Source organism: Mesorhizobium loti CJ3sym (assembly GCF_000472785.1).
In the GTDB taxonomy this organism is placed as follows: domain Bacteria; phylum Pseudomonadota; class Alphaproteobacteria; order Rhizobiales; family Rhizobiaceae; genus Mesorhizobium; species Mesorhizobium loti_E.
This window is the reverse complement of the sequence record NZ_AXAL01000007.1, coordinates 97,099-111,487: the sequence shown is the minus strand read 5'-3', so window position 1 is coordinate 111,487 and position 14,389 is coordinate 97,099. Positions and strand designations below refer to the sequence as shown.

The window sequence follows — 14,389 nt, the reverse complement described above, 5'->3', positions numbered from 1 at the left end:
CATTTCAAATACTGCCATTCGGACCTCCCGCAAATGAATCGCGGAACGGTCTTTATAGATGCGCCCCGATGCATCGCCAAGACGGGCTCACGCCCAAAAGCCTATCTGGTCCAAGCACTGAGGTTATTTTGCAACAACGCGTTCAACAGGCCACGCTTACGGCACTACGAGATAGGCCTTCTGGTCGGCAATCGCGATCGTCACATCCGTGCCGGAATTGAACTCGACGAAATCGACCTCCATTCCATCGCTGAAGATGACGCCGCCCTTGCTTTGCCGCGAAGAGACGACGAGTGGCCGGTCGCGGGTGATGACACCATGGACGAGCGACACGCCCGTAATGTTGCTCGGAAACGGCTCGCGTACCGAGAAGAACAGCTGCTCGCCTTCGCGGTCGTAGCCCTGCGGCGGCACTGTCGGCACCGATGTATCGCCATAGGCCGCCGCCAGTCCGGCGGCACCCGCCATCACCGAGCGCAGCCAACCGGTGGAGCCGGCGCCGGTCGAAATGATGATGCCGCTCGATGATTGCCGCTCGGTCCTGCCGCCATAGGTCAGTTCATAGCGGGCCGAAACATGCGTAGAGGCGCCGACGAACAGATCGTTAAAGGCGATCAGCCGCCTTCCGTCATTGGAGCGCGCCTCGGCCATCACCACGGCCTGGCGCTTTGCCTTGCCGGAAAGTGTGAGCCCGAGGACAGTTTCGGTGTCGCCGGCATTCCAGGGCAGCAGCGCGCCGTCGAAAAGCGCCGGGTTCGGGTTGATTCCAATCAATGGCTGGTAAGGAAGATACTTGGCCGTGTTGGAGACCAGCCCGTCCTGGCCAATCGCAATGACCACATCGGAACCGAACTCGAACTGCGGCACCAATTCCCGGTCGAGCCGCAATTGCTTGAGCCCTTGGGGCAGCGAGCCCATCACCCGGTCGAGCGCCTGATGGTAGGTGTCATGCGCCGTCTTGACCGGATCGAAATCCATGCCGGCCTGCTTGAGATAGAAGCGCGCCTGTCCCTGCGTGTTGAAGCGAGCCGTCAACTCCTCAAGCTCGGTCTTGCGGGTGACGACGATCACCCGGTCGATCGGCCTGTCGCTCTGGTCGCCGGCCATGCTGGACTTCTAGCTTCCGGCTTTCGGCGTCGAAAGTTGGCTCAACGCGCTGGTCAGCATGTCAGGCGTAATCGACAGATTGCCGACAGAACCACCCTTTTCCGCCCAGGCCTTGAAGGCCATCGCCGTCAGCACGTGTGCAGGCGCCGACGAATAGACGGTCAGTTCGAGCTGCTGCGCCTTTGCTTCGGCCTCTGCCAGCGTCAGCTTGTTGCGCGCCTCGGTATCGACCAGCAGCTTGTTGCGTTCGGCAAGCTCGATCTCGGTCGCCAGTTCGCTCTGCTTGATCTCGCGCTCCTTCTCGACGCCCCAGGCCCGGCGCCCATAGATCGCGGCATCGGCCTGGCGCTGCAGCGCCTCGCGATATTCAGTCTGCAATGCCTTGCGGATTTCCGGTGTCGGCTGGACCGAGGTGATATGGACCTCCTCGATCGACAGGCCGGCCGTCGCGGCGATCGGATCGCTGCGCAGCAATTCGGCCAGATTGCCGCCGAGTTTCGTCACTTCGGCGAGCGCCTGTTCCAGCGTCATGCTCGACACCACGGCCCGTGCGCGGCTCTGGATGGCCAGCACGAGGCGCTCGGCGATCTTCTCGCGGCCGTCGCCGGCAACGTCGGAGTTGCTGAGCTTGGCGCTGAAATCAAAACCTTCCGCCGCCTTCACCGGATCGACGATGCGGTAGCTGACCGACCCCTGGATCGCCAGATCCTGGAAATTGGCCGTGGTTTCGGTGAAGATGAACGGATTGTCGAGCGACGTCACCGGCACCATGGCGATGGTGGTGCCCAATGTGCCGTACCAGAAGCTGATGCCGCGCCCCTGTCCGCGTATCTTGCCGTTCCTGAAGCGAACGATGTGATACTCCGGCGTTCCCTTGAAATAGCTGATGAACATGCACGCCCCCAAGGTTTCTCAAAGCAGTCGAGTATCTAGCCGCGATCCCTGAAACGGTTGGTGATGGGATAGCGGCGGTCGCGGCCGAAATTCTTCCGGGTGATCTTGACGCCGGGTGCTGCTTGCCGGCGCTTGTATTCGGCGATGTAGAGCAAATGTTCGATGCGCGTCACCGTCGCCCGGTCATGGCCGCGAGCCACGATGTCGTCGACACCCATCTCATTCTCGACCAGGCATTCCAGGATATCGTCCAGCACCGGATAGGGCGGCAGCGAATCCTGGTCGGTCTGGTTCTCGCGCAATTCCGCCGACGGCGCCTTGTCGATGATGTTCTTCGGGATCACCTCGCCCGAAGGCCCGAGCGCGCCAGGCGGCACATGGCTGTTGCGCCAGCGCGACAGTGCGTAGACCTGCATCTTGTAGAGATCCTTGATCGGATTGAAGCCGCCATTCATGTCGCCGTACAGCGTGGCGTAGCCAACCGACATCTCGCTCTTGTTGCCTGTGGTGACCACCATCGAGCCGAACTTGTTGGAGATCGCCATCAGAATAGTGCCGCGCGCACGGCTCTGCAGGTTTTCTTCGGTGATGCCTTCCTTGGTGCCTTCGAAAAGCTGCGTCAGCGTATGCAGAAAGCCTTCGACCGGCTCGAAGATCGGCACGATGTCATAGCGGCAGCCGAGCGCGCGGGCACAGTCCTCGGCATCCTTGAGCGAATCCTTCGAAGTGTAGCGGTAAGGCATCATCACCGCGCGCAACCGCTCCTCGCCAAGCGCGTCGACGGCAAGGGCAGCGCAAATCGCCGAATCGATGCCGCCGGAAAGGCCAAGCACGACATTCTTGAAGCCGTTCTTGTTGACGTAGTCGCGCAGGCCCAGCATGCAGGCGCGATAGTCGGCCTCTTCCCGCTCCGGGATTTTCGACATCGGCCCTTCCGAGCAGACCCAGCCCTCCTCCGTGCGCTTCCATGTGGTGACGTCGACTGCGTCCTCGAACTGGCTCATCTGAAACGCCAATGTCTTGTCGGCACCGATAGCGAAGGACGCACCGTCAAAGATCAACTCGTCCTGGCCGCCGAGCTGGTTGGCGTAGATCAACGGCAGGCCGCATTCGATGACCTGCTTGATGACGACCTGATGGCGCACGTCGATCTTGGCGCGATAATAGGGTGAGCCGTTCGGCACCAGAAGGATTTCGGCGCCGCTTTCGGCGAGTGTCTCACAAATGCCGACATCGCCCCAAATGTCCTCGCAGATCGGAACTCCGATGCGCACGCCACGGAAATTGACCGGCCCCTGGATCTCGGGCCCGGCCTGGAAGACGCGCTTTTCGTCGAATTCACCGTAGTTCGGCAGGTCGAGCTTGTAGCGTTCGGCAATGATCTTGCCGCCATCGGCGAAAACGATGGAATTGTGCGTGCCGCTCTTGCGCTTCAGCGGCGTGCCGATGATGACACCCGGCCCGCCATCACCAGTATCGGCTGCAAAATCTTGTGCCGCCTTTTCGCAGGCCTTCAGAAAGGCCGGTTTCAGCACCAGATCTTCCGGCGGATAACCGGCGAGGAAAAGCTCGGTATAGAGCACGAGATCGGCACCCTGGCGCGCGGCATCCGCCCTCGCCTCGCGGGCTTTGGCGAGGTTGCCTGATATGTCGCCGACAGTCGGATTGAGCTGGGCGATTGCGATGCGCAGGATATCGAGCTTCTTGGTCATGGCTGCCGGTTTAGCGCGGCGGAATTGCCCGGGCAATGGCGATCATTTGGACCAATTCAGACCCAGACAGAATGACGAATGTCGATCGCGGCCGGGTGACCGACGATCAGTCGTCGCCCATATATTGGCGCAATGCTTCTGGCGAGCGGTTCTCGCCGATCGACATCGCCAGGATCCGCGAAATGTGCCGGCGCGACAGACCTGTATCGGCCGCCCATTGATTGATCTGCGCCTGGATCTTGTCGAGGTCCTTCTTCGAGGTCGGGCTTTCGGCAATATCGAGGCCGGCATCACGAAGGGCTGCCCCGACATCAGCCGAGATGACGAAAGCATCCCAGCCGATGAAGCGCAGAAAATACTGGCCGGTATTGCCGCCAAGGCGGCTGCCATGCTTGCCGAAATAAGCCATCAGTCCGATCTGGTCATCCGCGGGCCAGTCAGCAAGGAATTTGCCGAAGCCGCCATGCTCCTTTGATATCCGCTCGACGAAAGCCGCATTGTCACGCACCGACTTGATCTTCTGAGGGTTGCGCACGATGCGCTTGTCTGCAGTCAGTTCGTGCCAGAAATCGTCCGGCTGGAACAACAGCCGCTTCGGCTCGAAGTGGAGAAAGGCTTCTTCAAAGCCCGGCCATTTCTGCTCGATGACGCGCCAGACAAAACCGGCGGCAAAAACGCGCTCCGCCATAACAGACAAAATGCGATCGTCGGTGACCGCAGCGATGGTGGCATTGTCGGGCGCTGGGCCTAAAAGCGCGGCAAGCCCCACCTCGCCGCCCTTGCGTTTTGCCGCGCGCAGGCGAATTTTCTTGAAATCGGCCATCGGTCCCTCGCTGTCGGCTTAAATGTAACACTTCCCGTGCGGGCCAGCAGCCTCTACGTCTTATGGCAAGGCAAGCCCTGGAGACGGCCATGAACAAGACAATCGACGAGCTGGCAAACCGCTGGTTCAAGCGGCGGCCGGACGGCCTGAGTGTGCTCGAAAGCCGGGTGCTGCAGTCGACCCTCGAACGCACCACCATCACTCGCGACACCAACAAGGCCGTCGCCTTTCACCAGACCTTCGGCGACCGGCTCGCCGACTCGATCGCCCGCATCGGCGGCTCATGGTCGTTCATCGTGACCTTCCTCGTCTTTCTGGTCCTGTGGACATCAGGCAATGTCTGGCTGCTGTCGCGCAACGCCTTCGATCCCTACCCGTTCATCTTTCTCAACCTCGTGCTGTCGATGGTCGCTGCTCTGCAAGCGCCTGTGATCATGATGGCACAGAACCGCCAGACCGAGCGCGACCGCATCGATGCCGCCCACGATTATGAGGTCAATCTGAAGGCCGAGATCGAGATCATGGCGCTGCACGAAAAGCTGGATGAACTGCGCCACGGCCAGATCATCGGCATGCGCGACGAAATCTTGCAGCTGACCGAGATGGTCAAGCGGATCGACGAAAGACTGTCCCAGCAGCAGTCCGCGTCATGACCGAAGGCATCCATCATTTCATCGAACAATACGGGCTGCTTGCCGTCTTCTTGGGTTGCATTGCCGAGGGTGAAAGCATCGCCATCCTTGGCGGCTTCTTCGCCCACCAGCATGTCTTCGTGCTGTGGCAGACCTTTGTTGCGGCGGCGCTGGGCGCTTTCCTCGGCGATACGTTCTTCTTCATCCTCGGCAGAAGTTTCGCCGACAACCGCTATGTCGTCAGGTTGCGCAGGCGGCCCGGCTTCCGCCGCGCCTATCGCCTGCTCAACACTCACCCCAACATCTTCGTGCTGTCGAACCGCTATGTCTACGGCATGCGCCTGGTCGGCGGCATCGCGGCTGGCCTTTCGACCATACCGATGCCGCGCTTCATCGTCCTCAACGCCATCTCATCGGTGATATGGGCGGTGCTGTTCAGCTCAATCGGCTACGTTTTCGGGCTGGGCGCTGAGCACTTCGTCGGCCAGGCTTTGCTGCGCCACGAGCGGTTGCTGATCGGGCTTGGCATCGGCCTGACGGTGGCAATCCTTGCCTGGCTCATCGCTCGCCACATCGCCAAGCGGGAGCGCGCCAAGGAGAGCTGATCGTCAGTCGATGCCGAGTGCCTGATCACCCCGGTCGAGGATCAACGGGATGATCAGGTCCTCCTCGTCGGCGAGATGCCGGGTCAGCATGGCGATCAGACGGCTGTTTTCGTCGGCATAGGCATCCGCCGCGAAGCGCTGCTTGTCCTCGCTCTCCTGAAGCGTCTTGATGAAGGCATTGGCCGCCTCGGCATTGCGCTCCAGTCCTTCATGGATGGTGTGGTGATCAGCATCGAGAATCTTGAAGCCGCGCTTCAGCCGTGTCTCTGCCCTGGCGAAGACCGGAAAGTAATGATGATCCTCGACATTGTGGTGGCCATCAAGATTGCCGAGAAAATGGTTGAGGCGCGGGGCGAACCAGCGCGCGAAGTCAGGCGCTGTCATCCTGCCCTCGCGATAGTCGCCAATGCCTTTCGTCAGCATGCCACCGAGTTCGCGGAACATGTCGTGCCGCTGCAGCCACATATTGGCGATGCCGTGGATGTTGGCATGGCTTTGCCAGTGTTCACGCGGGTATTTTTGCGCCAGCCAGCGCAGATCATCCGGTAGGCCCAGGCGTTCGAGAAGCAGAAAATTGGCGGTTTCGGACATGACAGTTTCCTTTGGTAACTGTCATGTAAGAGCAGGGATGCTAAATCGGTAGGCCCGTGATCCGCTCGATAAGCGCGATGCCCCAGACGCCGGCGACGATGACCACCGAGATCAGCACCGCCAGCGAGCCGCAGTCCTTGGCCAGTTGGATGTCGACATTGAACTCGCGGCTGAAGGCATCGCAGGCCGCCTCGATGCCGGTGTTCAGCACCTCGACCATGATCAGGAGCAGGACCGCGCCGATGAGCAGGGCATAACCACGCCACGATACCGAAACGAACCACCCGGAGGGCAAGGCCAATGCGAGCAGCATCAGTTCCTGCTGGAATGCCTTCTCGCTGGCGGCCAGCTTGCGGAACGCCCGCACAGAATTGATAAAAGCATCGATCAGCCGCTGCATGCCCAAACCCCGTTCGGAATCACCGGCACGAGATAAAGCAATGGCTCGGTCAATGGAATAAGGCGGCCCGTCCAAAATTCATTCGGCGACCGGAATTGATGGCGTCGATTTGTCAAACTGCGGCAACCCGTCATCGATCGAGTAGTAATCGCCCTTGTCGCCGACGAAGATATGACAGTCGCCCTTGAGGCCGGTGGGATTGTCGAACGATCCGGCCATGACCGAAATATAGTCCTGATCCGCTGGCTTCCAGAACAGCACCGACCCGCATGTCTTGCAAAAGCCGCGCCTGGCGAAGGCGGACGCTTCATACCAGGTGATGCTTTCCGCGCCTTCGATCACGATGTCGGCGTCGGCAACATTGGTCGCGGCATAGAAATGTCCGCTCTGCTTGCGGCATTGCGAGCAATGACAGTAGACGACGCCGCGCAGCACCCCACTCGTTCGGAAGCGCACCGCTCCGCACAGACATGATCCCTGGTGACTGTCGCTCATTCCGGCTCTCCCTGGAGAAATCCTGTCTAACATAATCGTCAGGATTCCAGCTTTGCGGTGGTTACGCGCAAGCAAATGCGACATGGACTGGCGTGACAAATTCGAAATTCAGTTTCATTTCCAGCAGCGCGCCGCGTGGATTTCAAATTCAAAGCCGACAAACTGGGTGTTGTCGCGCGACGGTGGTGCAAAAGTTTATGCTTCTACAGCCGCAGGTAGAGAAAAACCTGTGAAAGCCCCACGAATTAAGGAAACTTTAGCGCTGCCGCACTTATGGTCTTTCAAGCGAAGGTCGTGGGTGGGGACGCGTCTCTTCGCAAATTGTTCTGGAATGTCGGTAGGGCCCCCCAAGTCGGCGACGAGTGGAACCCGCAAATTCTGTCGGGATCCCAGGGGGAAAGTGAATCAGACATGCAACCGGCAGCAGCCCCAACCGAAAAAAGCACCGATATCGCATCTGCTGTTCTCGCCACCATGCGCCAGCTGGGGGTACTCGGCCTGCCACGCAATTACGAAATCTTCTACGAAGCCCTGAGCGGCACCAATCGCGAACTTAGCCTCGCCGTCCTTGCGCTGAGCGGGCGGCCGACACAAGACGAATTGGACAAGATCGGGCGCGCTTTCTTTGCCCAGAACCATGGTCCCAGCATCGTCGCGCATGCAAGAGATGTCATCGCCAGGGAGCTCGAGGACGTCGCCTCGCTATTGCGCAGTGAGCGCAGCCACATCGAAAAATATGGCAAGATTCTCGATGAAACATCGAGCGGCCTGAGCGGCCGCAGTCTGCTCTCCCAGGATCTTCTACAGAAGATCGCCAACGCCATGGCGGTCGCCACCAATTCGACCATCGATCACGGCCGGCAGATAGCCTCGACGCTTAACGACAAGACGGCCGAGCTCGAGAGCGTCAAATCGAAGCTCGAGGAATACAAGCGGCTGGCGGACACCGATCCGTTGACCCAGATCTGGAACCGCCGCGCCTTCGACAAGGAAATCACCCGAATCTACAACAGCAACAAGGGTATCCTGTTCAATGCCTTGATCCTTGCCGACATCGATCGATTCAAGGACATCAACGATAGATACGGCCATCCTGTCGGCGACAAGATCATCAAGATCATCGCCGAGATTTTCCAGACCAGCATCCGCGGCGACATGTTCGTCGCCCGCACCGGCGGCGAGGAATTTGCGCTGATCATCGAGGGTGCCAGCGAAGACGCCACCTACGAGAGCGCGGAGCGCATTCGCGCCCTGATCGAGCAGACGCCGTTCACCAGCAGCCAGACCGGCATGAATTACGGCACCGTGACGGTGTCGATGGGCGTCTGCATGGCGTCAGAGGCCGAGGGGCCCGAAGATCTCTACACCAAGGCCGACAGGGCGCTCTACCGCTCGAAGGTGAGCGGACGCAACCGCGTCACCAAGCATTCGACAATGGCCGGCCGCGCCGGCAAGAGCTGGCTGCTCTACAAGAAGGACTGACACCTTCCGTCTTGCCGGTCCCAGTGTCGCCGGCGCGTCAGCTAATCTGGCGCTGAACAGCCGCTAAAAAGCGCCGGATTTCTCCAGCGCTTTTCAATTCCGATAGAAGCTGAAATCAGCCGTTCACAGCCTGCTTGTGCTGGACCGGATGGCTCTTCTTCAAGAGATCCGACACCAGGAACGCCAGTTCGATCGCCTGGTCGGCGTTGAGACGCGGGTCGCAATGCGTGTGGTAGCGGTCCTGCAATTCCTCGGCCGTGATGGCACGCGCGCCTCCCGTGCACTCGGTCACGTTCTTGCCGGTCATCTCGACATGGATGCCGCCCGGATGCGTGCCTTCAGCGCGATGCACTTCAAAGAAGGTCTGCACCTCCTTCAGGATGCGGTCGAACGGCCGCGTCTTGTAGCCGGCGGCTTCGATGGTGTTGCCATGCATCGGGTCCGACGACCAGACGACACTGCGGCCTTCCTTCTGCACCGCGCGCACCAGCTTCGGCAAATGATCGGCGACCTTGTCGGAGCCAAAGCGGGCGATCAGCGTCAGCCGGCCGGGCTCGTTCTCCGGGTTGAGCAGGTCGATCAGCTCCAGCAAGCCGTCAGCGGTCAACGACGGGCCGCATTTCAGGCCGAGCGGGTTCTTGATGCCGCGGCAATATTCGACATGGGCGTGATCGGGCTGACGGGTGCGGTCGCCGATCCAGATCATGTGGCCTGAGGTAGCGTACCAGTCGCCAGAGGTCGAATCGACGCGGGTCAACGCTTCCTCATAGCCGAGCAGCAGCGCCTCGTGGCTGGTGTAGAAATCGGTCTCGCGCAGCGCATAGTTGGTTTCCGAGGTGATGCCGACGGCCTTCATGAAGTCCATCGTCTCGGTGATGCGGTTGGCAAGCGCGCCGTATTTCTCACCTTGCGGGCTGTCGGCGACGAAGCCGAGCATCCAGCGGTGCACATTCTCCAGGCTGGCGTAGCCACCCTGCGCGAACGCGCGCAGAAGGTTGAGCGTCGCCGCCGACTGGCGGTACGCCATCTCCTGGCGTGCTGGATCGGGAATGCGCGACTTGGCGTCGAACTCGATGCCGTTGATGATGTCGCCGCGATAGCTCGGCAGTGTCACCTCGCCCTTGGTCTCGTTGTCGGACGAGCGCGGCTTGGCGAACTGACCGGCGACGCGGCCGACCTTCACCACCGGCTGTGCGCCGGCGAAGGTCAATACGACCGACATCTGCAGGAAGACGCGGAAGAAGTCGCGGATGTTGTCGGCACCGTGCTCGGCAAAACTCTCGGCGCAGTCGCCGCCCTGGAGCAGGAAGGCGTCGCCGTTTGCGACAGCCGCCAGCTGCTTCTTCAGCTTGCGCGCCTCGCCGGCAAAAACCAGCGGTGGAAAGGTGGCAAGCTGGGCTTCCGTGCTCTTCAGCGCGGCAAGGTCCGGATAGGCAGGAACCTGCTTGATCGGCTTTGCTCTCCACGAATTCGGCGACCATTTCGTCATCGCTGCACCCAACACTCTTTCCGGCGAGCACCCTCGCCCGCCATTTCCGCCCCTATATGGGTTGGCGGCTCCATACACGAAGCCGATTTCCTATTCTAGACTGGAATTTCAGCACTGGCGAATGCACAAGCCGTGCAGAGTGCGTAGAGATTCAGGTCAGGCCGAGCCGAAAATGGTGGGTGCCGAGAACCGGAGCGGAGCGGACATTTGGGTCCGTGAGCACCGGAAGCGCAGGAAACCGGCATTTGCAGGCCGGCATCACCTGAATATCAATGCACCTCAGGCCGCCTTCTCCACCAGCCGTGCCAGTTGCGTCATGACCACCGCCGAGCCCGCCAGCCGCTTCTCTGGCGTTGGCCAGTCGCGGGTGAAGACGACGCTGTGGTCCGGCCGGATCTTGGCCAGTGAACCCTGCTCGCCGATGAATTTGACCAACCCGACCGGGTTGGAGAACTCGCGCTTGCGGAAATGGATGACGACGCCCTTCGGCCCGGCATCGAGTTTTTCGACATTGGCCTTGCGGCAGAGCGCCTTGATGAAGACGATCTTCAGGAGATGCTTCACCTCGTCCGGCAGCGGGCCGAACCGGTCGATCAGTTCGGCGCCGAAAGCGTCGATCTCCTCGGTGTTTTCGAGATCGCCAAGGCGGCGGTACAGCGCCAGCCGCAGTTGCAGGTCGGGCACATAGCTTTCCGGGATCATCACCGCCGTGCCGACGGCGATCTGCGGCGACCAGCCGCCATCCTGGACCTCGCCGGAATCCTTCACCTCGGCCACGGCCTCCTCCAGCATCTGCTGGTAGAGTTCGAAACCGACCTCCTTGATATGACCGGACTGTTCTTCGCCCAGAAGATTGCCGGCGCCCCTTATATCAAGATCATGGCTGGCGAGCTGGAAGCCGGCGCCCAACGTGTCGAGCGACTGCAGCACCTTCAGACGGCGCTCGGCCGTGTCAGTCAGCTTTCGGTTGGCCGGCAGCGTGAACAGCGCATAGGCGCGCACCTTTGAGCGGCCGACACGGCCGCGCAGCTGGTAGAGCTGCGACAGGCCGAACATGTCGGCGCGATGGATGATCAACGTGTTGGCCGTTGGGATGTCGAGGCCGGATTCGACAATGGTGGTCGACAGCAGCACATCGTACTGGCCGTCATAGAAGGCATTCATGATGTCGTCGAGTTCGCCCGGCGGCATCTGGCCGTGGGCCACGGCGACTTTCAGCTCAGGAACCGATTCCCTCAGGAAATCATGGATTTCCGCGAGATCACTGATGCGCGGAACGACATAGAAGGAATGCCCGCCGCGATAGCGTTCGCGCAGCAGCGTCTCGCGAATGACAAGCGGATCGAAGGGCGAGATGAAGGTGCGCACCGCCATGCGGTCGACCGGTGGCGTCGCGATCAGCGACAATTCGCGCACACCCGTCAGTGCCAGTTGCAGCGTACGCGGGATCGGCGTCGCCGACAGCGTCAGCACATGCACGTCGGTCTTGAGGTCCTTCAGCCGCTCCTTGTGCTTGACGCCAAAGTGCTGCTCCTCATCGATGATCAGCAGGCCGAGATTTTTGAACGAGATCGCGGAACCGAGCAGCGCATGGGTGCCGATGACGATATCGACCTGGCCTTCGGCGATGCCTTTCTTGGTTTCGGCCAATTCCTTGGCGCCAACCAGCCGCGAGGCCTGGCCAACCCGGATCGGCAGGCCGGAAAAGCGCTGCGAAAATGTCTTGAAATGCTGGCGCGACAACAGCGTCGTCGGCACCACCACGGCAACCTGGAACCCTTCCATGGCCGCGATGAAGGCGGCGCGCAGCGCCACTTCGGTCTTGCCGAAGCCGACATCGCCGCAGATCAGCCGATCCATTGGCTTGCCGGCGCCAAGATCGTCCCTGACCGAGTCGATCGCGCTCTGCTGATCGTCGGTCTCCTCATAGGGGAAACGGGCCGAGAACTCGTCATAAAGGCCTTCGGCCGGCACCAGCGCAGGTGCGGCGCGCATCTGCCGCTCGGCGGCAATGCGGATCAGTTGCCCGGCCATGTCGAGCAGGCGCTTCTTCAGTTTCGCCTTGCGTGACTGCCAGGCGCCGCCCCCCAGCTTGTCCAGCGTCGCCTCGGCGGAATCCGAGCCGTAGCGCGACAGAAGCTCGATGTTTTCCACCGGCAGGAACAGCCGGTCGTCGCCGGCATAGTGAATCTCAAGGCAATCATGCGGCGCACCGACCGCTTCAATGGTGCGCAGGCCAATGAAGCGACCGATGCCGTGGTCGGCATGGACAACGATATCGCCAGCCGACAGGGCCGAGGCTTCGGCAATGAAGTCGGAGGCGCGCTTCTTGCGCTTCGAACGCCGGATCAGCCGGTCGCCCAAAATATCCTGTTCGGCAACAACGACCAGTTTTTCCGTTTCGAAACCGGATTCGAGCGGCAGCACGGCCAATGCCGCCTGCCCCGGCTCGAGCCTTTCGGCTTCGGCCAGTGTTTCGACCGGCTTGAGATTGCCGAGATGATGTTCAGCCAGGATCTGGCCCAGGCGGTCGAGCGAACCCTCTGTCCAGCCGGCGATGACGACGCGGCGGCGCGCGGCGCGCTCATCGGCGATATGCCTGACGACGACATCGAAGACGTTGACGTTCGGGTCGGCGCGCTCCTCGACAAAGCTGCGGCCATGGCGGGAGCCGGCGTGGTAGACCTTTTTCGCGCCGGCATCCGGCGCATCGAAAGGCGTGAAATCGATCGCTTCACGCGGCCCGAGCGAGGCGATCAGGTTTTCCGGCGAGAGATAAAGCAGGTCGGGCGCCACCGGCTTGTAGGGCACGGCATCCTTCAATGCGGCGTCGGCCTGCTTCTTGCGCGCCTCATAGTGATCGAGGATCAGCGTGTGGCGCTCGGCCAGCGCCTCATGCGCCAGATGGTCGAAAATGACAGGCGTATCCGGCAGATAGTCGAACACCGTCTCCAGCCGATCGTAGAAGAACGGCAGCCAGTGTTCCATGCCGGCGAACCGCCTGCCCTCGCTCACCGCCGCGTAGAGCCCGTCATCGCGCTGGGGAGCGCCGAAGGCTTCGATATAGGAGCGACGGAAGCGGCTGATGGTTTCCGGCGTCAACGCCACTTCGCTCATCGCCTGCAGCGCCATCGACTTGCGCTGGCCGATGGTACGCTGGGTGGCGGCATCAAAGACGCGGATCGATTCCAGCGTATCGCCGAAGAAGTCGAGCCGAAGCGCCTCGGTCCAGCCCGGCGCGAAGAGGTCGAGAATGCCGCCACGCACCGCGAATTCGCCGATGCCGCGCACCGTCGGCACCCGCTCGAAACCGGACGTTTCCAGCCGCGACACCAGCGCGTTCATGTCGATCTGGTTGCCGGGCCTGGCATGAAACGTCTGCGTTTCGACCAAATCGGCCGGCGGAATGCGCTGCAGCAGCGCATTGGCGGTGGTGAGGATGACGGCGCGGTGCGGCTTCTTCGCCAATGCGATCATCGCGGTCAGCGCATCGAGGCGCTTGGCGGCCGCATCCGAACCGGGCGAGACGCGGTCATAGGGTAGGCAATCCCAGGCCGGCAGTTCCAGCACCGGCAGGCCGGGGGCAGCAAAGGACAGCGCCTCGATGATGGCCGGCAATCGTTGGCCATCACGCGCCACGAACAGCACCGGCTTGTCGGGAGCGATCTCGAGTGCCGCCTGCACCAGCGCGAAGGCTTCATAGCCGTCGGCGACACCGTCGACGATGAACTGGCCGGCACGGCCTTTCGGCAGGCCAATGGTGGGAATGAGGCTCATCAAATCACGGTCTTGGTTTTCGTTCAGAATGTCATGGTCCGGCGGGACGCCAGGATCTTTTGCAGGACGGCACAATCGATATCAGAAGGCGCCGGGCGTTCGCCCGTGACCAGCGGCAGAAATTCGGTGTCGGTGATGTCGAGGAGCCTCTCATATTGGTCGATTTCCTCGTCGGTCAAGGCAGCAATCTCGGCGTCGGCGAAGGTGCCGAGGATGAGGTCCATCTCGCGCATGCCGCGATGCCAGGAGCGGAACAAGAGCTTGCGGCGCCTGATATCCAGCCCCTCGCTTGATCGTTTCGTTCCGGTCATTGTGCCGCATCCTCACTTGCTGCGGCGCATATAGCGTGGATAGAGGGTGCTGTCAGCCTTGCGCTGAGGCC

General features: G+C 61.2%; 13 protein-coding genes. 3 read left to right on the top strand and 10 right to left on the bottom strand.

Annotated features, from left to right (window positions below; genetic code table 11):
• Positions 1-156 precede the first annotated feature (156 nt).
• From A3A9_RS0110905 to A3A9_RS0110890, 4 genes are all read right to left on the bottom strand, one after another.
• Positions 157-1,107 carry a hypothetical protein gene (locus A3A9_RS0110905; RefSeq protein WP_027058819.1) on the bottom strand — a complete coding sequence of 317 codons (951 nt, stop codon included), beginning with the start codon at positions 1,105-1,107 and terminating at the stop codon, positions 157-159.
• Between the two features lie 9 nt (positions 1,108-1,116).
• The gene (locus A3A9_RS0110900; RefSeq protein WP_027058818.1) at positions 1,117-2,001 is read right to left on the bottom strand and encodes an SPFH domain-containing protein; all 885 of its coding nucleotides are present in this window, start codon (positions 1,999-2,001) and stop codon (positions 1,117-1,119) included.
• 35 nt (positions 2,002-2,036) lie between these two features.
• Positions 2,037-3,713 carry an NAD+ synthase gene (locus A3A9_RS0110895; RefSeq protein WP_027058817.1) on the bottom strand — a complete coding sequence of 559 codons (1,677 nt, stop codon included), beginning with the start codon at positions 3,711-3,713 and terminating at the stop codon, positions 2,037-2,039.
• Between the two features lie 106 nt (positions 3,714-3,819).
• Positions 3,820-4,536 (bottom strand): DNA-3-methyladenine glycosylase I, encoded by a 717-nt coding sequence (locus A3A9_RS0110890; RefSeq protein ID WP_027058816.1) that lies wholly within the window; start codon positions 4,534-4,536, stop codon positions 3,820-3,822.
• 89 nt (positions 4,537-4,625) lie between these two features.
• Between A3A9_RS0110890 and A3A9_RS0110885 the strand changes: the two genes are divergently transcribed.
• Positions 4,626-5,189: a DUF1003 domain-containing protein gene (locus A3A9_RS0110885; protein ID WP_027058815.1), complete on the top strand. Its 564-nt coding sequence runs from the start codon at positions 4,626-4,628 to the stop codon at positions 5,187-5,189.
• The gene (locus A3A9_RS0110880) at positions 5,186-5,773 is read left to right on the top strand and encodes a DedA family protein (RefSeq protein ID WP_027058814.1); all 588 of its coding nucleotides are present in this window, start codon (positions 5,186-5,188) and stop codon (positions 5,771-5,773) included. Before A3A9_RS0110885 ends, A3A9_RS0110880 begins: the two co-directional genes overlap by 4 nt.
• 3 nt (positions 5,774-5,776) lie before the next feature.
• On the opposite strand, the gene A3A9_RS0110875 is transcribed toward A3A9_RS0110880, so the two are convergent.
• The 3 genes from A3A9_RS0110875 to A3A9_RS0110865 form a co-directional block, all read right to left on the bottom strand.
• Positions 5,777-6,364: a hemerythrin domain-containing protein gene (locus tag A3A9_RS0110875; RefSeq protein WP_027058813.1), complete on the bottom strand. Its 588-nt coding sequence runs from the start codon at positions 6,362-6,364 to the stop codon at positions 5,777-5,779.
• 40 nt (positions 6,365-6,404) lie between these two features.
• Positions 6,405-6,764, bottom strand: a complete 360-nt coding sequence (locus A3A9_RS0110870; RefSeq protein WP_027058812.1) for a diacylglycerol kinase — start codon at positions 6,762-6,764, stop codon at positions 6,405-6,407.
• A 78-nt stretch (positions 6,765-6,842) separates the two neighbouring features.
• Positions 6,843-7,259 (bottom strand): GFA family protein, encoded by a 417-nt coding sequence (locus A3A9_RS0110865; RefSeq protein ID WP_027058811.1) that lies wholly within the window; start codon positions 7,257-7,259, stop codon positions 6,843-6,845.
• Between the two features lie 411 nt (positions 7,260-7,670).
• Here A3A9_RS0110865 and A3A9_RS0110860 point away from each other — a divergent pair, with 411 nt between their 5' ends.
• Positions 7,671-8,741, top strand: a complete 1,071-nt coding sequence (locus A3A9_RS0110860; protein ID WP_027058810.1) for a diguanylate cyclase — start codon at positions 7,671-7,673, stop codon at positions 8,739-8,741.
• 115 nt (positions 8,742-8,856) lie between these two features.
• On the opposite strand, the gene A3A9_RS0110855 is transcribed toward A3A9_RS0110860, so the two are convergent.
• From A3A9_RS0110855 to A3A9_RS0110845, 3 genes are all read right to left on the bottom strand, one after another.
• Positions 8,857-10,230, bottom strand: a complete 1,374-nt coding sequence (locus tag A3A9_RS0110855; protein WP_027058809.1) for a class II 3-deoxy-7-phosphoheptulonate synthase — start codon at positions 10,228-10,230, stop codon at positions 8,857-8,859.
• 279 nt (positions 10,231-10,509) lie between these two features.
• Positions 10,510-14,007 carry a transcription-repair coupling factor gene (gene mfd / locus A3A9_RS0110850; protein ID WP_027058808.1) on the bottom strand — a complete coding sequence of 1,166 codons (3,498 nt, stop codon included), beginning with the start codon at positions 14,005-14,007 and terminating at the stop codon, positions 10,510-10,512.
• Positions 14,008-14,030: 23 nt separating this feature from the next.
• A complete protein-coding gene (locus A3A9_RS0110845) occupies positions 14,031-14,318 on the bottom strand; it encodes a succinate dehydrogenase assembly factor 2 (RefSeq protein WP_027058807.1) in 288 nt (95 codons plus the stop codon).
• Between the last annotated feature and the right edge of the window lie 71 nt (positions 14,319-14,389).